Raw genomic sequence first — 25733 nt, 5'->3', positions numbered from 1 at the left:
GCTTGTAATCCGTTGTTCCGTGTCAGTGGAGGCGCATTATAGGGAGTTATTTCAGGCTGACAAGGGGAAATTTAAAATAACTTTCTGAGTGCGTGTTTTTTCACCAAAACAACCATTAACATGCCATAAAATAAGCAAATTGCCGTTTTTGCAGCCGCAATCACACTTCCAGGTGGCATACTAATGAATAAGAAAAAGAGTAAGGAAGAACATTCATGCCGTTAAATGCCCAACAGCTAGCCGCACAGAAAAACTTGTCCTACGTTCTGGCCGAAAAGCTGGCTCAGCGAATATTAAAAGGTGAATACGCGCCGGGCGCTATATTGCCTGGCGAAATAGAGCTGGGCGATCAGTTTGGTGTGAGTCGCACCGCGGTAAGAGAGGCGGTAAAAACGTTAACGGCAAAAGGTATGGTATTACCACGCCCACGTATCGGCACACGCGTCATGCCGCAAGCAAACTGGAACTTCCTCGATCAGGAGCTGCTCACCTGGTGGATGACGGAAGATAATTTCCCGCAGGTCATTAAACATTTTCTGGTAATGCGTATCAGTCTGGAGCCTCAGGCGTGTTTACTGGCGGCGACTATTGGTACGGCTGAACAGAAAGCGCACCTCAACACGCTGATGGAAGAGATGGTCGAGCTGAAAAGAAACTTCAGACGCGAACGCTGGATTGAGGTTGATATCGCCTGGCATGAACACATCTATGAAATGAGTGCGAATCCGTTCCTTATTTCCTTTGCATCTCTGTTCCATTCGGTTTACCAGACCTACTTTACCTCTATTACCTATAACGATGTGGTGAAACTGGATTTGCACCAGGCCATTGTCGATGCAATAGATGATAACGATGGCGATCGCGCCTTTGCTGCTTGTCAGGCATTGCTGATAGCACCGAACGTGCTACCGGATAAATAATATGTCAGAAAAGAAATCACGCAGTATGGCCGGGCTACCGTGGATAGCAGCCATGGCCTTTTTTATGCAGGCACTAGACGCCACTATCCTCAATACCGCCCTACCCGCAATAGCACATAGTCTTAACCGCTCTCCGCTCGCCATGCAGTCGGCCATAATCAGCTATACCCTGACGGTCGCGATGCTGATCCCGGTAAGTGGTTGGTTGGCAGACCGATTTGGTACCCGACGCGTCTTTATGATTGCTGTTAGCCTGTTTACGTTGGGATCGCTGGCCTGTGCGCTGTCCAGCTCCCTAAGCGAGCTGGTGATTTTCCGTGTCATTCAGGGGATCGGTGGCGCCATGATGATGCCCGTTGCCCGTCTGGCGTTATTGCGTGCCTACCCTCGCAGTGAACTGCTTCCCGTGCTTAACTTCGTCACCATGCCTGGACTTGTGGGGCCGATTTTAGGTCCGGTATTGGGCGGTGTACTGGTTACATGGGCCAGTTGGCACTGGATCTTCCTGATTAATATTCCAATTGGCATTGCCGGTATCTTCTATGCTCGCAAATATATGCCGAACTTCACCACCCCACGCCGCGGTTTTGATATGACCGGTTTCTTTCTGTTTGGTTTGAGCCTGGTGTTGTTTTCCAGCGGCGTTGAATTGTTCGGTGAGAAGCTTGTCGCTACCTGGGTCGCACTCGGTATTATTCTTGCCAGTGTGTTGTTACTACTCGCCTATATTCGCCATGCTCGTCGTCACCCAACGCCACTTATATCTCTTCCAATATTTAAGACTCGAACCTTTTCTGTTGGGATCGCCGGCAACCTCGCCACTCGCCTGGGCACAGGCTGCGTGCCCTTCTTAATGCCGCTGATGTTGCAGGTAGGCTTTGGATATCCGGCTCTGATAGCCGGTTGTATGATGGCGCCAACGGCGTTGGGTTCAATTCTGGCAAAATCCATGGTGACGCAGGTTCTGCGCAAACTCGGCTACAGGACCACATTGGTGGGTGTTACGGTTTTTATCGGCCTGATGATTGCGCAGTTCGCTTTGCAATCTCCTGCCATGCCGGTCTGGATGCTGATCCTGCCGCTGTTCATTTTAGGTATGGCGATGTCCACCCAGTTTACCTCAATGAATACTATCACTCTGGCGGATCTGACCGATGAAAACGCCAGCAGCGGCAACAGCGTATTGGCCGTTACTCAGCAGTTATCAATCAGTTTAGGGGTTGCCATCAGCGCCGCCGTTCTGCGTATCTATGAAGGTATGGAAGGAACCAATACGGTCGAGCAGTTCCACTACACCTTTATGACGATGGGCGCTATCACGGTAATATCCGCGCTGATGTTCATGCTGCTAAAAGCCAAAGATGGACGTAACCTGATCAAAGATCGGCACAAACCTAAACCGACCCCCGCTCCATCAAAACAGGAGTAAGCTGCAAACGCTGTTGTTGTAATGCGGGCTGGGCCATCCGATGGATTAATACATCGATGGCCAGTTCGCCCAATTCATCTTTTGGTTGATGTATGGTCGTCAGCGGAGGCGTCATATAGCGCGCCAGCTCGATATCATCATAACCCACCACCGCCATATCCTGCGGAATGCGCAATCCCGACTGGTACAGAGCCTGATACGCGCCAACAGCCATTGCATCATTGCCGGTAAAAACGGCCTGCGGTCGCTGTTTATGCGACAGCAACGTTTGCATAGCTTCAAAGCCGCCACCAAACTCAAAGTCACCGGTAATCTCGTAGCCTTCCGGGACAGGCAAGCCCGCCCGCTTCATTGCCGCTCGATATCCTTCCAGACGCAAACGCGCCGGGGTTTTATCCAGCGGCCCGGTGATGCAAGCAATGCGCGTAAAACCTTTTTCGATAAGATGCTGCGTGGCTAAATCCCCGCCCAGCAGGGAGTTATCCTGAATCAGATCGCTTTCACCATCAAAGGGCGACCAGTCCATCATCACGGTCGGTATAGAAGGGTAACGCTGCATTATCTCTCTGGAAGGCTGATGTGTTTCCGTGCAGAGCAGCAGCAAACCATCCACGCGTTTTTGCATTAGCGTTTCCAGATTACGGTTCATGCGCTGTTCATCGCCTTCGGTATTGCACAGCACCAGGCTGTAGCCGCGCTCAAAACAGCTACGTTCAACGCCGCGCACCAGCTCAGAATAGAAGGGATTGGTACTGGCAGTGATTAACATGCCAATCGTGCGGGTCTGGTTTAACTTGAGGCTACGCGCCAGCGCGGAGGGAGCGTAGTTAAGCGCTTTAATCGCAGCTTCTACTTTGTCAGTGACAGACTCACTGACAAAGCGATCTTTATTAATGACGTGAGAAACCGTCGACGTGGAAACACCCGCCAGGCGGGCGACGTCCTTCATTGTAGCCAAGCGTTACCTCTGTTGACTTAAAAACGCTTCTATTTCTTCGCGCCACGGAACGGAAGGCTGTGCGCCTTTACGGGTAACCGCAATCGCCGCAGCGGCATGCGCAAAACGGATCGCTTCAGGCAGTGGAGTCTCTTCCAGTAACGCTGTAATTAACGCGCCATTAAAGGTGTCTCCGGCGGCAATAGTATCAACGGCTTCCACTTTAAAACCGGGTACTCGCTGACCTTCGCCATTCACGCTGGCCCACACACCGCGACTCCCTAAGGTAATCAGTACAGTATGGATTCCTTTAGCATGCAATGCCTGCGCCGCTTTGGCCGCGTCTTCATCATTTTCAACCCGGATCCCCGTCAGCTTTTCAGCCTCGGTTTCATTCGGGGTAATAATATCTACCAGCGCCAACAGCTCGTCAGAAAGTTCACGTGCCGGAGCCGGATTTAGGGCGACCATGGTCTTATTTTGATGTGCAATCTTTGCCGCAGCCAGAACGCTTTCGATCGGCGACTCTAGCTGCATCAGTAAAGCGGACGCCTGCGCAATACGCTCATGCTGTGCTTCCACCAGCGCTGGCGAAAGAGCTGCGTTAGCTCCAGCATGAATGCCGATAACGTTCTCACCTTCACCATTCACAAAAATCAACGCAACACCGGTCGATTCCCCCGAAATTACGCTAATCGGCGCAATATCAATGTTGTCTTTGGCTAACTGTTTACGCACACTTTCGCCAATATCATCATCGCCCGTACAGGCAATGAATGCGATATTCGCGCCACTACGACCCGCAGCAACAGCCTGATTCGCGCCTTTACCGCCAAATGCGACCTGATAATGACTACCGGTTACGGTTTCACCAGGTGTCGGGAAAGAGTTAAGGTTAAGGATGTGATCGGCATTGATACTGCCAAGAACAACGAGGTTGCCTGCGGTTTTCATATTTGGTGTTCCAAGTCAAAGTGCGCCACCGGGTTAGGGTGGCGCGTGCCCTGCTTTTCTTTTTACGCTTTCATCCCCAAAACCAGATACGGGGATGGCGTATTTATGTCTCCATCAGGCCGCGAGCGACCTGAATCGGTATTACTGCTTGATGACCAGCTTCAGGTCAACCGGATATTTAGCCTGAACCTTCTCGCCTTTCAGGACTTTATCCGCAGTCTCAACGCCTTTCGCGCCGATCTGATCCGGCAACTGAGCAATGGTCGCAGCCAGTTTGCCATCATTTACTGCTTTTTCGCCATCTGGAGTGCCGTCAAATCCAACCACCATCACATCAGATTTACCCGCGGTTTGCAGTGCGCGCAGCGCACCCAGCGCCATTTCATCGTTCTGAGCAAATACGGCCTGCACATCAGGATGCGCGGTCAGCAGGTTCTGCATAACGTTCAGACCTTTAGTGCGGTCGAAGTCTGCCGGCTGACTGGCCAGGACGTTAAATTTGTGTGCCGCAACGGCCTGCTGGAAACCTTCGCCACGCTCACGCGCCGCAGAAGTACCGGCAATCCCCTGCAGTTCGATAACTTTCGCGCCTTCACCTGCTTTCTTCGCGATGTAATCACCCGCAATTTTTCCGCCCAACACGTTATCAGACGCAATGTGGCTTACCACTTCGCCTTTGGAGGCAACACGGTCAAGGGTAATAACCGGAATTTTTGCCTGGTTAGCCATCTTCACAGCATTACCAACGGCATCAGAGTCGGTTGGGTTGATCAGCAGAATTTTAGTTCCACGAACCGTTAAGTCCTGAACGTTAGCCAGCTCTTTCGCCGGGTTGTTCTGCGAGTCCAGAATCACCAGGTTGTAACCCAGCTTATCCGCCTCTTTTTGCGCCCCATCCTTCAGAGAAACAAAGAACGGGTTATTGAGGGTGGAGACCACCAGCGCAATGGTATCTTTCGCCATCGCATTCGCGCTCACGGTGGCGCTTAGCGCAACAGCAGAAACCAGGGTAGCCAGTTTTTTCATGTTCATATTTAAGATGTCCTGTAATCGTTGTTACTGCTTTTTGTTGTCTACCAGTACCGCCAGCAAAATCACCACCGCTTTGACGATCATCTGGTAATAGGAGGATACACCTAACAAATTCAACCCATTATTGAGGAAACCAAGAATCAATGCGCCGATCAGCGTCCCAACAATTCGTCCTTTACCACCCGCCAGGCTAGTTCCGCCTAATACCACCGCAGCGATAGCATCCAACTCATAGCCAGTACCTGCCGTCGGTTGCGCAGAGGAGAGGCGCGCAACTTCAATGATGCCCGCCAGCGATGCCAGCAGACCGCACAGTGAGTAAACGATAATTTTGATTTTACTGACGCTGATACCGGACAGACGCGTTGCCGCTTCGTTACCGCCCAGCGCATAGATATAACGCCCCAGACGCGTGTGGTGCAGCATGTACCACGCCGCGAGGAAGACAATCCCCATGATCCACACCGGCGTAGGGACGCCTAACGGACGACCAATCCCGAACCAGCCAAACAGATCGGCATTGTCAGTAAACCCGGTGTTTACCGGACTGCCGTTGGTGTAGACCATGGTCACACCGCGCAGCAGCAGCATCATAACCAGAGTCGCGATAAACGCCTGCACGCGACCTTTCGCTACAATCACCCCGGTTACCGCGCCAATGGCAGCGCCGAGCGCCAGGGCCGCAGCAACAGCCACCAGCGCATTGACTTCAATCCCTACAATCGAAGCCGCAACCGCACCGGTCAGCGCCAGCAAGGAACCGACGGACAGATCGATACCCGACGTCAGGATAACCAGCGTCATGCCAACCGCCATGATGGCGTTCACCGACGTTTGCTGAAGAATGTTGAACAGGTTATTAACGGTAAAAAAGTTAGGGCTCATGGTGGAAACAATCGCGATCAGCACTAACAGAGCGATGAGCGACTTTTGCTCCAGAAGCCATGCTTTAGTGAAATAACGGCGACCAGAAACAGCCTGGGTAGTCATCTTTTTTACTCCTGATTCACGCGATTAAGCTTGCCCACAGCGGCAGCCATTAATACTTCCTGAGTGGCCTGCTCGCGAGTGAATTCACCGCCGAGATGCCCTTCATGCATAACGATAATTCGATCGCTCATGCCCAATACTTCTGGCATCTCAGAAGAGACCAGAATGATACTCAGCCCATCGGCCTTAAACTGGTTGATAAGCTGATAGATTTCTTTCTTGGCCCCAACGTCAACGCCGCGCGTTGGTTCATCAAGGATCAGCACTTTTGGCCGGGTCATCAGACCGCGCGCAATCGCCACTTTCTGCTGGTTACCGCCGGAGAGCAGGCCGATAGCCTGTTCCATCGATGGCGTTTTAACATTGAACAGGCGAATAAAATCCCCTACCGCCTGCTGCTCATCTTTATGTTTAAGGCTTCCGCCTGCACGGCTGAAATAGCGCAGCGCGGTCAGTGACATATTCTCTTTCACCGACATGCCGAGCACTAAACCATCGCGTTTACGGTCTTCAGAAATATAGACGATGCCGTTAGCCAGTCCATCCTGCGGCGAACGGGTGACAACTTCATGGCCATCAAGCGTGACGTAGCCGCTGGTGCGTGGCAATGCGCCGTACAACACTTTCATCAGCTCGGTACGTCCGGCCCCCATCAGCCCCGATACGCCAAGGATCTCGCCTTTACGCAGCGTGAATGACACATCGTTTACGCCGGGACCGCACAGATTATCGACCTTCAGGCGAATATCACCCGGCGCTTTTTCCAGACGCGGGTACTGATCTTCCAGCTTACGTCCCACCATCATTTCAATCAGCGAGTCTTCGGTAAGCGATGCGACTTCACGCTCGGCAATAAACTGCCCGTCGCGGAAGACGGTTACGTCGTCGCAAATCTCGAAGATCTCTTTCATGCGGTGAGAAATATAGACAATGCCGCGTCCCTGGGATTTCAGTTCGCGAATGACGCGGAACAGGGATTCGGTTTCAGTATCGGTGAGGGCATCCGTCGGTTCATCCATAATGATGACCTTCGATTCAAAGCTCAGCACTTTAGCAATTTCGACCATCTGCTGATCGCCAATCGACAACTCACCGACCAGCCTGTCGCTTTTAAAGCGCAGATTGAGTTTGGCGAGCAGCAGATCGGCTTCGGCGTACATCTTCTTCCAGTCAATTTTGCCAAAGCGATTCACAAACTCACGACCGAGAAAAATGTTTTCAGCGATAGTGAGTTGCGGGATCAGGTTCAGCTCCTGGTGGATGATACCGATTCCGGCTTCCTGGGAGGATTTCGGGCCGTTAAAGGTGGTCTCTTTCCCCAGCCACAATAAGGAACCGGCATCACGGGTGTAGATTCCGGTCAGCACCTTCATCATGGTGGATTTACCCGCGCCGTTTTCGCCCACCAGCGCCATTACGCGGCCTGGGTAGACATTCAGCGCGGCGCCGGATAGCGCTTTTACGCCCGGGAACGCTTTATCGATCCCTTTGAGTTGCAGTAATGCGTTCATGATGGCCTCAGAACGTGACGCCAGCACAGAGAATAATATTCGCATACGGAGAACACTCTCCGCTGCGAATTACCGCCTGACTGTCTGCGGTTTGTTTTTTGAATTGTTCATGCGTGGTGTAACGAATTTCTATGGTGTTTCCCTGGTGTTGTTGCAGTTGCTCAATGTGGCTGAGCAACGTTTCGTGGAGTTGCGGATTATGTTGTTTAATTTCCGACGCGAGAATGGCCGCCTCGACCTGCATTTCACGTGTGACCACATCCAGTACCTGCATAAAAGAAGGTACGCCCTGGGTTAATGCCATATCGATACGCGTTGTGCTGTTCGGGATGGGTAAACCTGCATCACACACCACCAGCGTATCGGTATGCCCCAGACGGGAGATCACCGATGAAATTTCAGAGTTGAGAACCGTGCCTTTCTTCATTTTCTTTCCCCACTAGCGAAACGTTTCGCTGGAGATAAGTGTAGTGCGAAGAGTGGACAGAAAACCACCGCGACGTTACGAAAATGTGATCGCCATCGAAACGTTTCGCAAGGATTATCATTAGATGAAATGAAAACTGGGAGGGGCAAAACAAAACGCCCCCTTTCACGATGAAAGAGGGCGTTGATGAGATTAAATCTCAACCTGAGTACCGAGCTCAATAACCCGGTTCGGTGGGATTTCAAACTGGTCCGGCGCACGCAGCGCATTGCGCTGTAACAGCAGATACAGCTTACCGCGCAGACGCAAGTACCATGGTCGTTTGCCGACAATCAGCGACTCGTGCGACATGAAGAAGGAGGTTTCCATCATCCGGCAGCTTAAGCCTTCCAGACCGCAGCGATGGAACACTTCCTCCACGTTCGGCGTTTCGCGCCAACCGTAGCTGGCAACCACGCGCCAGAAGGTGGGCGATAACTGCTCAATCTGCACCCTACGCACGTTGTGAACATAGGGCGCATCTTCCGTGCGCAGCGTCAGCAGAATAACGCGCTCATGCAGCACCTTGTTATGTTTGAGGTTATGCAGAAGCGCAAACGGGATGACGTTCAGTGCGCGGGACATATATACAGCCGTTCCCGGCACGCGTACCGGTGGCGATTTCTCCAGAGAAGCAATCATCGCCTCCAGAGAGTTACCGTGCTCATGCATGCGACGCAGAAGACGGAAGCGTTCACTTTTCCAGGTGGTCATGATGGTGAACATCACCAGACCCAACGTCAGAGGCAGCCAACCGCCGGAAATCAGTTTATCGAGGTTCGCGGAGAACAGCGGAACATCGACGCACAAGAATGCCACCAGGATCAGGAAGACGAAGTATTTATTCCAGTGCCAGTTTTTGCGCGCCACGGTGGTCGACAAAATAGAGGTCAGCACCATCGTCCCCGTTACCGCAATCCCGTACGCCGCGGCCAGATTACTGGAGTGTTCAAAACTCACAATCACGATAACCACCGCAAAATAGAGCATCCAGTTAACGAAAGGAATGTAGATCTGGCCCGACTCCATTTCCGAGGTATGGATAATGCGCATTGGCGATAAATATCCCAAACGCACGGCCTGACGCGTCAGCGAGAAGACACCGGATATAACCGCCTGCGAAGCGATAACCGTCGCCAGCGCGGCGAGGATCAGTAGCGGGATCAACGCCCAGTCTGGCGCCAACAGGAAGAACGGGTTTTTGATCGCTTCAGGATGCTTTAACAATAGCGCCCCCTGACCAAAATAGTTCAGTACCAGTGAAGGCAACACCACAGAGAACCATGCCAGGCGAATCGGCAACTTACCGAAGTGGCCCATATCCGCATACAGCGCTTCAACACCGGTAATCGACAGCACCACCGCACCCAGCGCAATAAAAGACAACGTTTTGAATTCGAGGAAGAAATGCACCGCCCAATACGGATTTAGCGCCTGCAGTACTTCCGGATTGCCAATAATACTGCGCACGCCTAAAACCGCCAGCGTCAGGAACCACAGCAGCATAATCGGCGCAAACAGCTTACCGACCATGCCGGTACCGTGTTTTTGAATCAAAAACAGCAGGGTCAGTACGATTATCGAGAGCGGAACAATCCAGGTATCCAGTTGCGGGGCAATAATCTCCAGACCTTCAATCGCAGACATCACAGAAATGGCTGGCGTAATCACCACTTCACCATAGAAGAAGCTGCCGCCTATCAATCCCATAATGACCAGCATGGAGGTTGTTCGCGCCGAGGTATTGCGCCCGGCCAATGACATCAGCGTCAGGATCCCGCCTTCTCCGGCGTTATCTGCGCGCATGACAAACGTCAGGTATTTAATGGAGACAACAAAGATCAGCAGCCAGAAAATCAGCGAGAGAAAACCAAATACGGCATCACGTTCAACGCCAAAACCAAACTGGCCGGACAAACATTCACGAAGCGTATAAAGTGGGCTGGTACCAATATCACCGTAGACAACCCCAATGGCTGCAAGGGTAATCGCAGACAATGATTGTTTATTATCAGTGCTCATAGACTCGTCTTTCGTTTATACACATCATCTTTCAAGCCACTCCGTGTGGGCTGCATTCGTTATTCCCCCCATCCCAGGAGAAAACTCCATTGCCGCCTTGGTGCAGCTTGATTGATTTGGTGTATATATAAGAAATGTGTGCGTCGTCCCTTGGCCCACAAAAAGGCGCACAGTATGCACGATTAATCACAAAATCGTACCCCTAAATGAGACCAGATTAATCTGGCTCAAAGAAAAATAAGCGCACCTTCAGTCTATTACTGCAATGGTGTGAAGCATCTATACTCGCAGTTTATGCAGTACATTTGGCGAAAGGACGCCACTTCATTATGGCTCACCCACATTTATTAGCGGAAAGAATTTCCCGTCTGAGCAATGCGCTGGAAAAGGGACTTTATGAACGTAGCCACGCCATTCGTCTGTGTCTGCTGGCAGCACTCAGCGGCGAGAGCGTTTTCTTATTAGGCCCCCCGGGGATCGCAAAGAGCTTAATTGCCCGCCGACTGAAGTTTGCCTTCCAAAATGCACGCGCTTTTGAATACCTGATGACGCGCTTCTCTACGCCGGAAGAAGTTTTCGGCCCGCTGTCCATTCAGGCCCTTAAAGACGAAGGTCGCTATGAACGCTTAACGGCGGGCTATCTTCCTGAAGCTGAAATCGTTTTTCTCGATGAAATCTGGAAAGCAGGCCCGGCAATTCTTAACACCCTGCTGACCGCCATTAACGAACGTCACTTTCGCAACGGCGCGTATGAAGAAAAAATTCCGATGCGTCTGCTGGTGGCCGCATCCAACGAACTGCCTGAAGCCGACAGCAGCCTGGAAGCGCTGTACGACCGTATGCTGATTCGTCTGTGGCTGGATAAAGTTCAGGACAAGGCCAATTTCCGGTCCATGCTGCTAAGTCAGCAGGATGAAAGCGACAACCCGGTCCCCGCATCATTGCAGGTGACGGATGAAGAGTATCACCAGTGGCAAAAAGACATTGGCGCCATCAAGCTTCCCGATCGCGTGTTTGAGCTTATTTTCACCCTACGCCAGCAGTTGGACACGCTACCGAATGCCCCCTACGTGTCCGATCGTCGCTGGAAAAAAGCGATCCGCTTACTCCAGGCCAGCGCTTTCTTTAGCGGACGTGATGCGGTAGTACCTATCGACCTGATCCTGCTGAAAGATTGTCTGTGGTACGACGCGCAAAGCCTGAATCTGATGCAACAGCAGCTTGAAATATTGATGACCGGACACGCCTGGCAGCAGCAAGCCATGCTGACGCGCCTGGGCAGTATTGTGCAGCGCCGCATTCAACTCCAGCAGCAACAAAGCGACAAAACGGCGTTCACGGTAATCCGTCAGGGTGGCATGTTCAGTCGTCGTCCTCATTATGATTTACCACCGGAAGCTACGTCCTCAGTCGTGACATTACTGCTACAAAAGCCATTAAAGCTGCATGATATGGAAGTTATCCATATTGCTTTCGAACGCAGTGCGCTGGAACTGTGGCTAACAAAAGGCGGTGAAATCCGCGGAAAATTAAACGGGATCGGCTTTGCCCAAACGCTGAATATGGAAGTCGATAGTGCACAGCATCTGGTTGTGCGCGATGTCAGTTTACAGGGTTCTCGCCTGGCGATGCCGGGGGCTTCGCAAGAGAGTATGCCCGCAGAGATAAAACAGGAGCTTGAAGCGCTCGATAACGAGTGGCATCAGCAGCACAGCGCATTCAGCGAACAGCAAAAATGCCTGTTTATTCATAGCGACTGGTTAGGCCGCATTGAGGCCAGCCTGCAGGATGTCGGGGCGCAAATCCGCCAGGCGCAACAATGCTGACCCTTGATACACTCAACATAATGCTGGCAGTCAGCGAAGAGGCGATGATCGAAGAGATGATCGTCGCCCTGTTGGCTTCCCCAAAGATGGTGGTATTTTTTAAAAAATTTCCTCGCCTTAAAAAAGCGATCACTGACGATATTCCCCGCTGGCGCGAATCTTTGCGTAGCCGCCTCAAAGATACCCATGTGCCGCCAGAGTTGGCAGAAGAGGTCATTTGTTATCAACAAAGCCAGCTCCTCTCTCATGCGCAGTTTATCGTTCAACTACCGCAAATATTATCGCTATTGCACCGACTCCATTCGCCCTGGGCTGGGCAAGCGCAGCAACTGGTCAATGACAACAGCACCTTTACGCCCGCCCTACATACGCTTTTTCTCCAGCGCTGGCGCCTGAGCCTGGTGGTGCAAACCACAACGCTGAATCAGCAACTGCTGGAAGAAGAGCGCGAGCATTTGCTCAGTGAAGTACAGGAACGGATGACCCTTAGCGGACAACTGGAACCCGTTCTGGCGGAAAATGACAACGCTGCAGGCCGGTTGTGGGATATGAGCGCGGGCCAAATCAAGCGAGGTGATTATCAGTTGATGGTGAAATACGGTGAATTTCTGACGCAACAACCCGAACTCCAGCGCCTGGCCGAGCAGTTAGGTCGTTCCAGAGAGGCGAAATCCGTGCCGCGTAAAGATGCGCCAATGGAAACCTTCCGTACCCTGGTGCGCGAACCGGCAACCGTCCCGGAGCAGGTGGATGGCATCCAGCAAAGTGACGATATCCTGCGCCTGCTACCGCCAGAACTGGCCACGTTGGGCATTACCGAACTGGAATACGAGTTCTACCGACGGCTGGTGGAAAAGCAACTGCTGACCTACCGCCTGCACGGCGAAGCATGGCGTGAGAAGGTAACAGAACGTCCGGTGGTGCATCAGGATTTTGACGAGCAGCCGCGCGGACCTTTTATCGTCTGCGTTGATACATCAGGATCGATGGGCGGGTTTAATGAGCAGTGTGCGAAAGCCTTTTGCCTGGCGCTAATGCGCGTCGCCCTTGCCGATAACCGACGTTGTTTCATTATGCTGTTTTCAACAGAAGTGGTGCGCTATGAGCTTTCCGGTCCGGAGGGCATCGAACAGGCGATCCGCTTTTTAAGTCAACGCTTTCGTGGTGGCACTGATATTGCCAGCTGTTTTCGCGCCATTATTGAACGCATGCAGGGTCGGGAATGGTTTGATGCCGATGCGGTGGTTATCTCAGATTTTATCGCTCAGCGATTACCCGATGAAGTCGTCAGCAAAGTGGGGGAATTACAGCGGGTGCACCAGCACCGTTTTCATGCGGTAGCGATGTCAGCACATGGCAAACCCGGCATCATGCGCATTTTCGATCATATCTGGCGCTTTGATACCGGGATGCGAAACCGCCTGCTCAGGCGCTGGCGGCGTTAATTGTTATAGCAGAGAAGCGACGCTTTCACGTACCTGGGCCGGCCATACGCCACACTGAACCTGGCCAATGTGCGGTAATTGCAGCAACAGCATGGTCAGACGCGACTGCCCAATCCCCCCACCAATCGTCTGCGGCATTTCACCACGCAACAGCGCCTGGTGCCATTCCAGACTCAGGCGATCTTCATCACCGGTCAAAGACAGCTGGTGTTTCAGAGCGTCAGCATCCACACGGATCCCCATAGAAGACAGCTCAAACGCATCTTCCAGAACCGGGTTCCAGACCAGAATATCACCGTTCAGACCGGCATGACCCAGCTCAGACGCTGAACTCCAGTCATCATAATCCGGCGCGCGTACATCATGACGGTGACCGTCACTAAGTTTACCGCCGATCCCCACCAGGAATACCGCGCCCAGCTCTTTAGCGATCGCACGTTCACGACCTTTTGCGTCAAGATCCGGATAACGAGATAACAGCTCCTGGCTATGAACAAAGTGGATCTGCTCTGGCAGGAACGGTGTCAGACCAAACTCTTTGCTAACCGCAGCTTCGGTGGCCTTAATTCCCGCCCAGATAGCCTCTACTGTGCTTTTCAGAGTGGAGAATTGACGCTCACCGTCGCCCATCACGCGCTCCCAGTCCCACTGGTCAACGTACACTGAGTGCAGCGGAGAGAGGCGATCTTCATCGGGACGCAGGGCTTTCATATGCGTGTACAGCCCCTCGCCTGCGCTAAAGTCGTGTTGTCCTAACGTTTGACGCTTCCACTTAGCCAGTGAATGAACCACTTCGAATTGAGCGTCTGGCAATGCTTTAACCTTCACCTGCACCGCTTTTTCACAGCCCGACAAGTTATCCTGCGTGCCATCTCCAACGCGGCTGAGGATCGGAGCCTGAACTTCGATCAGACCTAAACGCTCTTCCAGCTGGCGAGAAAAATGAGATTTTACGAAGCTAATTTGACGTTGTTTGGCAATGTAAGCGGTTTTCATTATGTGTACTCCTGTGTCCTGTTGCCTATGATTAAGCAACAGAATGGAGGTAATATTCAATAATCAACAAACAAAAAGCCGACTTCGATTTTGATTCGTTAAAATTAACGTCTAAAATAGAGGGAATCATTAATCTACATAAGAAAAACCTATGGAAAATTATCAGATCGACAATCTGGACCGCGGCATTCTTGATGCCCTGATGGAAAATGCCCGTACAGCCTACGCAGAATTAGCCAAACAGTTCGGCGTCAGCCCAGGAACAATTCACGTTCGCGTAGAAAAGATGAAGCAGGCCGGGATTATTACTGGCGCGCGGATTGATGTTAGTCCCAAACAATTGGGTTACGACGTCGGCTGCTTTATCGGCATCATTCTGAAAAGCGCGAAAGACTATCCGTCAGCACTTGCAAGACTGGAAAGCCTCGATGAAGTGACCGAAGCGTATTACACCACCGGGCACTACAGCATCTTTATTAAGGTAATGTGCAAATCGATCGACGCGTTGCAGCAGGTACTTATCAACAAGATCCAAACAATTGACGAAATTCAGTCCACTGAAACCCTGATCGTCTTGCAGAACCCGATTATGCGTACCATCAAGCCATGATCGGTTTTTTTAATCCCCTATTTTTCCACAGGTAGATCCCAGCTCGCACACAGCGTACAATACGCCCTCTTTATAAAGGTGGGCGATCATGGCAGACATCACTCTTATCAGCGGTAGTACGCTTGGCAGTGCGGAATATGTAGCAGAGCATCTGGCTGAAAAGCTGGACGACGCCGGTTTTTCCAGCGAAATACTGCATGGGCCAATGCCTGAAGAGGTTCCGACTGACGGGATCTGGCTGATTATCAGCTCCACACACGGAGCAGGAGACATTCCTGACAACCTGCAGCCTTTATATGATGCCTTACGCGAGCAGAAACCGAACCTGTCACAAGTGCACTTTGGTGCAATCGGGATCGGCAGTCGTGAATATGACACCTTTTGCGGCGCAATCGACAAGCTGGAAGCCGAATTGAAGGCCTGTGGGGCAAAACAGATCGGCGAAACACTCAGGATCAACGTACTGGAACATGAAATTCCGGAAGATCCGGCTGAAATTTGGCTGGGATCGTGGCATCCGTTGCTCAGAGATTTGTAAAGATCGTACTTTTTTATGTGGATAACTCTGGTTAAAAGCTTGGATCAACCGGTAGTTATCCCAAGAACAACCGTTGTTCAGTTTTTGAGTTGTGTATAACCCTTCATTCTGATCCCAGCTTATACGGACCAGGATCACCGATCATTCACAGCTAATGATCCTCAGCAACCTGTTGATCTTACTTAAAGGATCGCCCTTATCCACAGAAAGGTGCGATCCTAATAAGAGATCACAATAAAACAGATCTCTAAATAAAAAGATCTTCTTTTTAATACCCAGGATCCCAGGTCTTTCTCCATCGACTAAAGTTGAGTAGAATCCACGGCCCGGGCTTCAATCCATTTTCACACCGCGTTATGCGAGGCAATCACCATGTTTTATCAGGATCCTTTTGACGTCATCATCATTGGCGGGGGTCATGCAGGCACCGAGGCCGCAATGGCCGCGGCGCGAATGGGTCAACAGACTCTGCTTTTGACACACAATATCGACACTCTGGGACAGATGAGCTGCAACCCGGCGATCGGCGGTATTGGGAAGGGACACCTGGTAAAAGAAGTGGATGCGCTTGGTGGGTTGATGGCAAAAGCGATCGACCATGCGGGTATCCAGTTTAGGATACTAAACGCCAGCAAAGGGCCTGCCGTTCGTGCTACTCGCGCTCAGGCCGATCGTGTGCTCTATCGCCAGGCGGTACGTACAGCACTGGAGAATCAACCCAACCTGATGATCTTCCAACAGGCGGTTGAAGATCTGATTGTTGAAAACGATCGTGTCGTAGGCGCGGTAACCCAAATGGGACTGAAGTTCCGTGCCAAAGCGGTCGTGTTAACCGTGGGGACTTTCCTCGACGGCAAAATTCATATTGGTCTGGACAACTACAGCGGTGGCCGCGCTGGCGATCCGCCGTCTATTCCGCTGTCACGTCGTCTGCGTGAACTGCCGCTGCGCGTCAGTCGCCTGAAAACCGGTACACCGCCGCGAATCGATGCGCGCACGATTGATTTCAGCGTGCTCGGCCAGCAAAACAGCGATAACCCGATGCCGGTCTTCTCATTCCTGGGCGATGCTTCTCAACATCCGCGCCAGATGCCGTGTTACATCACGCATACCAATGAAAAAACCCATGATGTGATCCGTAATAACCTCGATCGTAGCCCGATGTACGCAGGCGTGATCGAAGGTATCGGCCCACGCTATTGCCCGTCGATCGAAGACAAAGTAATGCGCTTTGCCGATCGTAACCAACATCAGATCTTCCTCGAACCGGAAGGACTGACGTCTAACGAAATTTACCCGAATGGCATCTCCACCAGCCTGCCGTTCGATGTGCAGATGCAAATTGTCCGTTCCATGCAGGGGATGGAAAATGCCAGAATCGTCCGTCCTGGCTACGCGATTGAGTATGATTTCTTCGATCCGCGCGACCTGAAACCTACTCTGGAAAGCAAATTCATCCAGGGTCTGTTCTTTGCTGGTCAGATCAACGGTACGACCGGTTATGAAGAAGCTGCCGCGCAAGGGATGCTGGCTGGTTTGAACGCCGCACGCTTATCTGCTGACAAAGACGGCTGGGCGCCGCGCCGCGATCAGGCTTATCTTGGTGTGCTGGTGGACGATCTGTGTACGCTGGGCACCAAAGAACCGTACCGCATGTTCACCTCACGCGCGGAATACCGTTTGATGCTGCGCGAAGATAACGCCGACCTGCGTCTGACCGAAATTGGTCGTGAGCTGGGACTGGTGGACGATGAGCGTTGGGCTCGCTTCAACGAGAAGCTGGAGCGTATTGAACAAGAACGCCAGCGTCTCAAATCAACCTGGGTGAATCCGTTAGCGGAGTCCGCTGCAGAAGTGAATGCTCACCTGGCGACACCTCTGTCACGTGAAGCGAGCGGTGAAGATCTGCTGCGTCGCCCGGATATGACCTATGCTCAGTTGACCTCTTTATCTGCGTTTGCACCTGCGCTTGATGATGCTCAGGCCGCGGAACAGGTTGAAATTCAGGTGAAATACGAAGGATATATCGCCCGTCAGCAGGAAGAGATCGAGAGACAACAGCGTAATGAGAACACCTTGTTGCCTGCAACGCTGGATTATCGTCAGGTCTCCGGCTTGTCGAATGAGGTCATTGCCAAACTGAACGATCACAAACCGGTATCGATCGGCCAGGCATCGCGTATTTCCGGCGTAACACCTGCCGCCATCTCCATTCTGCTGGTATGGCTGAAAAAACAAGGTATGCTGCGTCGCAGCGCTTGATATCACTTTTTGGCGGGAGTGCTTCGTTTACCCGCCCTACAAATTTGTCGGCCCGATAAGCGACAGCGCGTCGGGCAATAGATTATTTACAGGTAACGACCGTGCTCAACAAACTCTCTCGTCTGCTGGCAGATGCCGGTATTTCTCTTACCGATCACCAGAAAAATCAGCTGATTGCGTATGTCGATATGCTGCATAAATGGAACAAAGCGTACAACCTGACGTCGGTGCGTGATCCCAACGAAATGCTGGTGCGCCATATTCTGGACAGCATTGTCGTCGCGCCGTACCTGAAGGGCGAGCGTTTTATCGATGTCGGCACTGGTCCGGGCCTGCCGGGAATCCCTCTCTCCATCGTACGTCCTGAAGCGCATTTCACACTGCTGGATAGCCTGGGAAAACGCGTTCGTTTCTTGCGCCAGGTGCAGCATGAGCTTGCGCTTACTAACATCACTCCAGTGCAAAGTCGCGTTGAAGAATTCCCTTCAGAGCCGCCGTTTGATGGGGTGATTAGCCGTGCTTTCGCGTCACTCAATGATATGGTGAGCTGGTGCCATCATTTGCCTGGTCAGGAAGGGCGCTTTTATGCGCTAAAAGGGCAGTTGCCTGAAGATGAAATTGCCTCGTTGCCTGCAGAATTCAGCGTCGAGTCGGTCGAAAAATTACGCGTTCCGCAACTGGATGGTGAACGTCATCTGGTGGTTATTAAGCCAAACAAAATTTAATTTTTATCAAAAAAAATAGAAAAAAAACGGTTCTTTGGGTGTTAAAAGTCATAAGGAATAGTGTGGTTAAATGTCGTTACATTTCACTAATGCCTTACGGTTTTGCATCATAACTATAACGTACCGTTTTTTGTTAAAAGTGAAACAAGTCAGCTGTGAAAATATCAGCCTGCTAAAAATAGAATCAAAGAATCACCGCTCGTGTTAATTTTTTATTATAAATGTCAATGGGTGGTTTTTTTGTTGTTATTCGCTATTTTTAAAACAGTAACGAATTTTAGGCTTAAATATCAAAAAGTTGAAATGGCATCATTTGCCAAGTAAATAAATAGTGCTGGGGCGAATATGCTTAATATGTGATCTGGTGCACGCTTTGCAGCCAGTGTTTACGCGGCTTTTGCAGTTTTGCATGATCGTTCACAGTTTGCATAAAAGTGATAAATGTGGCGTAGCGAAAAATATTTAAACATTTATTCACTTTTTAGCTACTTATTGTTTGAAATCGAGAAGGCGCACCGTATAATTTGACCGCTTTTTGATGCTTGACTCTAAGCCATAAAGAACGTTTTATACGACACGCGGCATACCTCGAAGGGAGCAGGAGTAAAAACGTGATGTCTATGTCGCTCTTGAGTCGAAACGTTGCTCGTAAGCTTTTGCTCACACAGTTTCTGGCGGTAATAGCAAGTGGACTGCTATTTAGCCTCAAAGACCCTTTCTGGGGCATCTCCGCATTGTGCGGTGGATTGGCAGTGTTACTGCCTAATGTGTTGTTTATGATATTTGCCTGGCGTCACCAGGCACATACACCAGCTAAAGGCCGAGTAGCCTGGACGTTCGCTTTCGGCGAAGCCTTCAAGGTATTAGCTATGCTGGTGTTGTTGGTGGTGGCGTTGGCTGTTTTGAAAGCGGTATTCATGCCGCTGATCGTTACGTGGGTTTTGGTGCTGGTGGTTCAGATACTGGCGCCGGCTGTAATTAACAACAAAGGGTAAAGGCATCATGGCTTCAGAAAATATGACGCCGCAGGATTACATAGGACACCATCTGAATAACCTTCAGTTGGACCTACGTACATTCTCGCTGGTGGATCCGCACAACCCCCCAGCCACCTTCTGGACGCTCAATATTGACTCCATTTTCTTCTCGGTGGTTCTGGGTCTGTTGTTCCTGCTTATGTTCCGTAGCGTAGCCAAAAAGGCGACCAGCGGCGTACCAGGTAAATTTCAGACTGCGATTGAGCTGGTAATCGGCTTTGTGCATGGTAGCGTGAAAGACATGTACCATGGCAAAAGCAAGCTGATTGCTCCGCTGGCCCTGACGATTTTCGTCTGGGTATTCCTGATGAACTTGATGGATTTGCTGCCTATCGACCTGCTGCCGTACATCGGTGAGCATATCTTTGGCCTACCGGCTCTGCGTGTGGTTCCGTCTGCTGACGTGAACATCACCCTGTCGATGGCGCTGGGCGTATTTATCCTCATTCTGTTCTACAGCATCAAAATGAAAGGCATCGGTGGCTTCGCGAAAGAGTTGACGCTGCAGCCGTTCAATCACTGGGCGTTCATCCCTGTCAACTTAATCCTTGAAGGGGTAAGCCTGCTGTCCAAACCAATCTCACTTGGTCTGCGACTGTTCGGTAACATGTACGCTGGTGAGCTGATTTTCATTCTGATTGCTGGTCTGTTGCCGTGGTGGTCACAGTGGATCCTGAATGTGCCGTGGGCCATTTTCCACATACTGATTATCACGCTGCAAGCCTTCATATTTATGGTTCTGACGATTGTCTATCTGTCGATGGCATCTGAAGAGCATTAATTTACCAACACTACTACGTTTTAACTGAAACAAACTGGAGACTGTCATGGAAAACCTGAATATGGATCTGCTGTACATTGCTGCCGCTGTGATGATGGGTCTGGCGGCAATCGGTGCTGCGATCGGTATCGGCATCCTCGGGGGTAAATTCCTGGAAGGCGCAGCGCGTCAACCGGATCTGATTCCTCTGCTGCGTACTCAGTTCTTTATCGTTATGGGTCTGGTGGATGCAATCCCAATGATCGCTGTAGGTCTGGGTCTGTACGTGATGTTTGCTGTCGCGTAGTAAGCGTTGCTTGAATTAAGAGCAATATCAGAACGTTAACTAGATAGAGGCATTGTGCTGTGAATCTTAACGCAACAATCCTCGGCCAGGCCATCGCGTTTGTCCTGTTCGTTCTGTTCTGCATGAAGTACGTATGGCCGCCTTTAATGGCTGCCATCGAAAAACGTCAAAAAGAAATTGCTGACGGCCTTGCTTCTGCAGAACGAGCACATAAGGATCTTGACCTTGCAAAGGCCAGCGCGACCGACCAGCTGAAAAAAGCGAAGGCGGAAGCTCAGGTAATCATCGAGCAGGCGAACAAACGCCGTGCTCAGATCCTGGACGAAGCTAAAACTGAAGCAGAGCAGGAACGTACTAAAATCGTGGCACAGGCGCAGGCGGAAATTGAAGCCGAGCGTAAACGTGCTCGCGAAGAGCTGCGTAAGCAAGTTGCTATCCTGGCTGTTGCTGGCGCCGAGAAGATCATCGAACGTTCCGTGGATGAAGCTGCTAATAGCGACATCGTGGACAAACTTGTCGCTGAACTGTAAGGAGGGAGGGGCTGATGTCTGAATTTGTTACGGTAGCTCGCCCCTACGCCAAAGCAGCTTTTGACTTTGCCGTTGAGCACCAAAGCGTTGACCGTTGGCAGGATATGCTGATGTTTGCCGCTGAGGTGACAAAAAACGAACAAATGGCAGAGCTTCTCTCTGGCGCGCTGGCGCCGGAAACGCTCGCTGAGTCGTTTATCGCCGTATGCGGTGAGCAACTGGACGAAAGCGGCCAAAACCTGATTCGGGTAATGGCTGAAAATAACCGTCTGAATGCGCTCCCGGATGTTTTTGAGCAGTTTATTCACCTGCGTGCAGCCAGTGAGGCTATCTCTGAGGTAGAAGTTACTTCTGCCAATGCACTGAGTGATGAACAGCTTAAGAAGATTAGCGCAGCGATGGAAAAACGTCTGTCACGCAAAGTTAAGCTGAATTGCAAAATCGATAAGTCTGTAATGGCAGGCGTAATCATCCGAGCGGGTGATATGGTCATTGATGGCAGCGTACGCGGCCGTCTTGAACGCCTTGCAGACGTCTTGCAGTCTTAAGGGGACTGGAGCATGCAACTGAATTCCACCGAAATCAGCGAACTGATCAAGCAGCGCATTGCTCAGTTCAATGTTGTGAGCGAAGCTCACAACGAAGGTACTATTGTTTCTGTAAGTGACGGTGTTATCCGCATTCACGGCCTGGCCGATTGTATGCAGGGTGAGATGATTTCCCTGCCGGGTAACCGTTACGCTATCGCACTGAACCTGGAGCGCGACTCCGTAGGTGCAGTTGTGATGGGGCCATACGCTGACCTCGCCGAAGGCATGAAGGTTAAGTGTACGGGTCGTATTCTGGAAGTTCCGGTTGGCCGTGGCCTGCTGGGTCGTGTGGTGAACACTCTGGGTTCCCCGATTGACGGTAAAGGTCCGGTTGATAACGATGGCTTCTCGCCAATCGAAGTTATCGCACCAGGCGTAATCGAACGTCAGTCCGTCGACCAGCCAGTACAGACCGGTTATAAATCTGTTGATGCCATGATCCCAATCGGTCGTGGCCAGCGTGAGCTGATCATCGGTGACCGTCAGACAGGTAAAACCGCGATGGCAATCGATGCCATCATCAACCAGCGTGATTCCGGCATCAAATGTGTGTACGTGGCTATCGGCCAGAAAGCGTCCACCATTTCTAACGTGGTTCGTAAACTGGAAGAACACGGCGCACTGTCCAACACCATCGTTGTTGTGGCGACCGCGTCTGAATCTGCTGCACTGCAATACCTGGCGCCATATGCCGGTTGCGCAATGGGTGAATACTTCCGTGACCGCGGTGAAGATGCACTGATCGTTTACGATGACCTGTCTAAACAGGCTGTTGCTTACCGTCAGGTTTCCCTGCTGCTGCGTCGTCCACCAGGACGTGAAGCATTCCCGGGCGACGTATTTTACCTCCACTCCCGTCTGCTGGAACGCGCATCCCGCGTAAACGCGGAATACGTTGAGAAGTTCACCAATGGTGAAGTTAAAGGTAAAACTGGCTCCCTGACCGCTCTGCCGATTATCGAAACCCAGGCGGGTGACGTTTCTGCGTTCGTTCCGACCAACGTAATTTCTATTACCGATGGTCAGATCTTCCTGGAAACCAACCTATTTAACTCCGGTATTCGTCCGGCAGTTAACCCGGGTATCTCCGTATCTCGTGTTGGTGGTGCAGCGCAGACCAAGATCATCAAGAAACTGTCCGGTGGTATTCGTACCGCACTGGCGCAGTATCGTGAACTGGCAGCGTTTTCTCAGTTCGCTTCCGACCTGGATGAAGCTACTCGTAAGCAGCTGAGCCACGGTCAGAAAGTAACTGAACTGCTGAAGCAGAAACAGTATGCGCCAATGTCTGTTGCACAGCAGGGTGTGGTGCTGTTTGCGGCTGAACGCGGTTACCTCGAAGATGTGGAACTGGCGAAAATCGGTAGCTTCGAAGCCGCTCTGCTGGCTTACGTTGACCGTGACCACGCTCCGCTGATGCAAGAGATCAACCAGTCCGGTGGCTATAACGATGAAATCGAAGGCAAGCTGAAAGCTATCCTCGATTCCTTCAAGGCAACCCAGTCCTGGTAACGTCTGGCGGTCTGCTTTAGGGTGGACCGCAAGGCATTGAGGAGAAGCTCATGGCCGGCGCAAAAGAGATACGTAGTAAGATCGCAAGCGTCCAGAACACGCAGAAGATCACTAAAGCGATGGAGATGGTCGCCGCTTCCAAAATGCGTAAATCGCAGGATCGCATGGCGGCCAGCCGTCCTTATGCAGAGACCATGCGCAAAGTGATTGGTCACCTTGCGAATGGTAATCTGGAATATAAGCACCCTTACCTGGAAGAACGCGACGTTAAACGCGTGGGCTACCTGGTGGTGTCGACCGACCGTGGTCTGTGCGGTGGCTTGAACATTAACCTGTTCAAAAAGCTGCTGGCGGATATGAAAACATGGTCCGATAAAGGCGTTCAGTGCGATATCGCAATGATCGGCTCTAAGGGCGTGTCTTTCTTTAACTCCGTTGGCGGTAATGTGATTGCTCAGGTAACCGGTATGGGGGATAACCCTTCCCTGTCCGAACTGATCGGTCCGGTTAAAGTGATGCTGCAGGCCTACGATGAAGGTCGCCTGGACAGACTGTACGTTGTCAGCAACAAATTTATTAACACCATGTCTCAGACGCCAACCATCACCCAACTGCTGCCTCTGCCGGCATCAGATGATGATGAATTGAAGCGTAAATCCTGGGATTACCTGTATGAGCCAGACCCGAAAGCGCTGCTGGATACCCTGCTGCGTCGTTATGTCGAGTCTCAGGTTTATCAGGGCGTGGTAGAAAACCTGGCCAGCGAGCAGGCCGCACGTATGGTGGCGATGAAAGCCGCGACCGACAATGGCGGCAGCCTGATTAAAGAGCTGCAGTTGGTATACAACAAAGCTCGTCAGGCCAGCATTACTCAGGAACTCACCGAAATCGTCGGTGGTGCATCCGCGGTATAACCAGGTTAATTCGTAGAGGATTCAAGATGGCTACTGGAAAAATTGTCCAGGTAATCGGCGCCGTGGTTGACGTCGAATTCCCTCAGGATGCCGTACCGCGCGTGTACGATGCTCTTGAGGTTATGAATGGTAAAGAGAGCCTGGTGCTGGAAGTTCAGCAGCAGCTCGGCGGCGGTATCGTACGTACCATCGCCATGGGTTCTTCTGACGGTCTGCGTCGTGGTCTGGAAGTTAAAGACCTCGAGCACCCGATCGAAGTCCCGGTAGGTAAAGCAACGCTGGGTCGTATCATGAACGTCCTGGGTCACCCGATCGACATGAAAGGCGATATCGGTGAAGAAGAGCGTTGGGCTATCCACCGTGCAGCACCTTCCTACGAAGAGCTGTCAAGCTCTCAGGAACTGCTGGAAACTGGTATCAAAGTTATCGACCTGATGTGTCCGTTCGCTAAGGGCGGTAAAGTTGGTCTGTTCGGTGGTGCGGGTGTAGGTAAAACCGTAAACATGATGGAGCTGATCCGTAACATCGCGATCGAACACTCCGGTTACTCCGTGTTTGCGGGCGTAGGTGAACGTACTCGTGAGGGTAACGACTTCTACCACGAAATGACCGACTCCAACGTTCTGGACAAAGTATCCCTGGTATATGGCCAGATGAACGAGCCGCCGGGAAACCGTCTGCGTGTTGCGCTGACCGGTCTGACCATGGCTGAGAAGTTCCGTGACGAAGGTCGTGACGTTCTGCTGTTCGTTGATAACATCTATCGTTACACCCTGGCCGGTACAGAAGTATCTGCACTGCTGGGTCGTATGCCATCAGCGGTAGGCTACCAGCCGACCCTGGCGGAAGAGATGGGTGTTCTGCAGGAACGTATCACCTCCACCAAAACCGGTTCTATCACCTCCGTTCAGGCGGTATACGTACCAGCGGATGACTTGACTGACCCATCCCCAGCAACCACCTTTGCTCACTTGGATGCAACCGTGGTACTGAGCCGTCAGATCGCATCTCTGGGTATCTACCCGGCAGTTGACCCGCTGGACTCCACCAGCCGTCAGCTGGATCCGCTGGTTGTTGGTCAGGAACACTACGACACCGCGCGTGGCGTACAGTCCCTGCTGCAGCGTTATCAGGAACTGAAAGACATCATCGCCATCCTGGGTATGGATGAACTGTCTGAAGAAGATAAACTGGTGGTAGCACGCGCACGTAAGATTCAGCGCTTCCTGTCCCAGCCGTTCTTCGTTGCGGAAGTATTCACCGGTTCTCCGGGCAAATACGTTTCCCTGAAAGACACCATCCGTGGCTTTAAAGGCATCATGGAAGGCGAATACGACCACCTGCCAGAGCAGGCGTTCTACATGGTTGGTTCTATCGACGAAGCCGTGGAAAAAGCCAAAAAACTTTAACGCCTTAATCG

Annotated in this window: 24 protein-coding genes; 16 read left to right on the top strand and 8 right to left on the bottom strand. The window is 51.6% G+C overall.

Annotation, left to right across the window (positions count from 1 at the left end; translation table 11 throughout):
- Window positions 1-215: 215 nt before the first annotated feature.
- Both OGV71_RS07410 and mdtD read left to right on the top strand, forming a co-directional pair.
- Window positions 216-920 (top strand): FadR/GntR family transcriptional regulator, encoded by a 705-nt coding sequence (locus tag OGV71_RS07410; RefSeq protein WP_003023753.1) that lies wholly within the window; start codon window positions 216-218, stop codon window positions 918-920.
- A gap of 1 nt (window position 921) precedes the next feature.
- Window positions 922-2349 carry a multidrug transporter subunit MdtD gene (gene mdtD / locus OGV71_RS07405; RefSeq protein ID WP_003840564.1) on the top strand — a complete coding sequence of 476 codons (1428 nt, stop codon included), beginning with the start codon at window positions 922-924 and terminating at the stop codon, window positions 2347-2349.
- Here mdtD and rbsR read toward each other — a convergent pair.
- The 7 genes from rbsR to kup form a co-directional block, all read right to left on the bottom strand.
- Window positions 2315-3307, bottom strand: coding sequence for a ribose operon transcriptional repressor RbsR (rbsR, locus tag OGV71_RS07400; RefSeq protein WP_003023757.1), 993 nt, complete (start codon window positions 3305-3307; stop codon window positions 2315-2317). The genes mdtD and rbsR overlap by 35 nt on opposite strands.
- Before the next feature lie 3 nt (window positions 3308-3310).
- Window positions 3311-4240: a ribokinase gene (rbsK, locus tag OGV71_RS07395; protein ID WP_003023758.1), complete on the bottom strand. Its 930-nt coding sequence runs from the start codon at window positions 4238-4240 to the stop codon at window positions 3311-3313.
- 141 nt (window positions 4241-4381) lie between these two features.
- Complete coding sequence (gene rbsB / locus OGV71_RS07390; RefSeq protein WP_003023760.1) at window positions 4382-5272, bottom strand: ribose ABC transporter substrate-binding protein RbsB; 891 nt, start codon at window positions 5270-5272, stop codon at window positions 4382-4384.
- A gap of 24 nt (window positions 5273-5296) precedes the next feature.
- Window positions 5297-6262 (bottom strand): ribose ABC transporter permease, encoded by a 966-nt coding sequence (gene rbsC, locus OGV71_RS07385; protein WP_003023762.1) that lies wholly within the window; start codon window positions 6260-6262, stop codon window positions 5297-5299.
- A gap of 5 nt (window positions 6263-6267) precedes the next feature.
- Window positions 6268-7773: a ribose ABC transporter ATP-binding protein RbsA gene (gene rbsA / locus OGV71_RS07380; RefSeq protein WP_003023764.1), complete on the bottom strand. Its 1506-nt coding sequence runs from the start codon at window positions 7771-7773 to the stop codon at window positions 6268-6270.
- A gap of 7 nt (window positions 7774-7780) precedes the next feature.
- The gene (rbsD, locus tag OGV71_RS07375; RefSeq protein WP_003023766.1) at window positions 7781-8200 is read right to left on the bottom strand and encodes a D-ribose pyranase; all 420 of its coding nucleotides are present in this window, start codon (window positions 8198-8200) and stop codon (window positions 7781-7783) included.
- A 192-nt stretch (window positions 8201-8392) separates the two neighbouring features.
- On the bottom strand, window positions 8393-10261 hold the full coding sequence (gene kup / locus OGV71_RS07370; RefSeq protein WP_003023768.1) for a low affinity potassium transporter Kup: 1869 nt from the start codon (window positions 10259-10261) through the stop codon (window positions 8393-8395).
- Window positions 10262-10590: 329 nt separating this feature from the next.
- On the opposite strand from kup, the gene ravA reads away from it, so the two are divergent.
- Both ravA and viaA read left to right on the top strand, forming a co-directional pair.
- Window positions 10591-12087: an ATPase RavA gene (ravA, locus tag OGV71_RS07365; RefSeq protein ID WP_032950605.1), complete on the top strand. Its 1497-nt coding sequence runs from the start codon at window positions 10591-10593 to the stop codon at window positions 12085-12087.
- Window positions 12081-13532 (top strand): ATPase RavA stimulator ViaA, encoded by a 1452-nt coding sequence (gene viaA, locus OGV71_RS07360; protein ID WP_204583147.1) that lies wholly within the window; start codon window positions 12081-12083, stop codon window positions 13530-13532. Before ravA ends, viaA begins: the two co-directional genes overlap by 7 nt.
- A 3-nt stretch (window positions 13533-13535) precedes the next feature.
- Here viaA and asnA read toward each other — a convergent pair whose 3' ends face one another.
- Window positions 13536-14528: an aspartate--ammonia ligase gene (gene asnA, locus OGV71_RS07355; protein ID WP_199400386.1), complete on the bottom strand. Its 993-nt coding sequence runs from the start codon at window positions 14526-14528 to the stop codon at window positions 13536-13538.
- 151 nt (window positions 14529-14679) lie between these two features.
- Between asnA and asnC the strand changes: the two genes are divergently transcribed.
- The 12 genes from asnC (at window position 14680) to atpD (ending at window position 25722) form a co-directional block, all read left to right on the top strand.
- Window positions 14680-15138 (top strand): transcriptional regulator AsnC, encoded by a 459-nt coding sequence (gene asnC / locus OGV71_RS07350; protein WP_003023780.1) that lies wholly within the window; start codon window positions 14680-14682, stop codon window positions 15136-15138.
- Between the two features lie 88 nt (window positions 15139-15226).
- On the top strand, window positions 15227-15676 hold the full coding sequence (mioC, locus tag OGV71_RS07345) for an FMN-binding protein MioC (protein WP_204583148.1): 450 nt from the start codon (window positions 15227-15229) through the stop codon (window positions 15674-15676).
- A 372-nt stretch (window positions 15677-16048) separates the two neighbouring features.
- The gene (gene mnmG, locus OGV71_RS07340; protein WP_003023784.1) at window positions 16049-17938 is read left to right on the top strand and encodes a tRNA uridine-5-carboxymethylaminomethyl(34) synthesis enzyme MnmG; all 1890 of its coding nucleotides are present in this window, start codon (window positions 16049-16051) and stop codon (window positions 17936-17938) included.
- Between the two features lie 101 nt (window positions 17939-18039).
- Window positions 18040-18663: a 16S rRNA (guanine(527)-N(7))-methyltransferase RsmG gene (gene rsmG / locus OGV71_RS07335; protein WP_003023788.1), complete on the top strand. Its 624-nt coding sequence runs from the start codon at window positions 18040-18042 to the stop codon at window positions 18661-18663.
- 614 nt (window positions 18664-19277) lie between these two features.
- Window positions 19278-19658, top strand: a complete 381-nt coding sequence (gene atpI, locus OGV71_RS07330) for a F0F1 ATP synthase subunit I (RefSeq protein ID WP_003023790.1) — start codon at window positions 19278-19280, stop codon at window positions 19656-19658.
- Window positions 19659-19665: 7 nt separating this feature from the next.
- Window positions 19666-20481, top strand: coding sequence for a F0F1 ATP synthase subunit A (atpB, locus tag OGV71_RS07325; RefSeq protein WP_003023792.1), 816 nt, complete (start codon window positions 19666-19668; stop codon window positions 20479-20481).
- A gap of 46 nt (window positions 20482-20527) precedes the next feature.
- Window positions 20528-20767 (top strand): F0F1 ATP synthase subunit C, encoded by a 240-nt coding sequence (gene atpE / locus OGV71_RS07320; protein WP_003023794.1) that lies wholly within the window; start codon window positions 20528-20530, stop codon window positions 20765-20767.
- 59 nt (window positions 20768-20826) lie between these two features.
- Window positions 20827-21297 (top strand): F0F1 ATP synthase subunit B, encoded by a 471-nt coding sequence (atpF, locus tag OGV71_RS07315; RefSeq protein ID WP_003023796.1) that lies wholly within the window; start codon window positions 20827-20829, stop codon window positions 21295-21297.
- Between the two features lie 14 nt (window positions 21298-21311).
- Window positions 21312-21845 (top strand): F0F1 ATP synthase subunit delta, encoded by a 534-nt coding sequence (gene atpH, locus OGV71_RS07310; protein ID WP_204583149.1) that lies wholly within the window; start codon window positions 21312-21314, stop codon window positions 21843-21845.
- Between the two features lie 12 nt (window positions 21846-21857).
- Window positions 21858-23399: a F0F1 ATP synthase subunit alpha gene (gene atpA / locus OGV71_RS07305; protein ID WP_003023802.1), complete on the top strand. Its 1542-nt coding sequence runs from the start codon at window positions 21858-21860 to the stop codon at window positions 23397-23399.
- 50 nt (window positions 23400-23449) lie between these two features.
- Window positions 23450-24313, top strand: a complete 864-nt coding sequence (atpG, locus tag OGV71_RS07300; protein ID WP_003023804.1) for a F0F1 ATP synthase subunit gamma — start codon at window positions 23450-23452, stop codon at window positions 24311-24313.
- 26 nt (window positions 24314-24339) lie between these two features.
- Window positions 24340-25722, top strand: coding sequence for a F0F1 ATP synthase subunit beta (gene atpD / locus OGV71_RS07295; RefSeq protein WP_003023806.1), 1383 nt, complete (start codon window positions 24340-24342; stop codon window positions 25720-25722).
- Window positions 25723-25733 lie beyond the last annotated feature (11 nt).

Source organism: Citrobacter sp. Cf088 (assembly GCF_030334295.1).
Taxonomy (GTDB): Bacteria; Pseudomonadota; Gammaproteobacteria; order Enterobacterales; family Enterobacteriaceae; genus Citrobacter; species Citrobacter freundii.
This window is presented reverse-complemented; position numbering and strand designations above follow the sequence as displayed.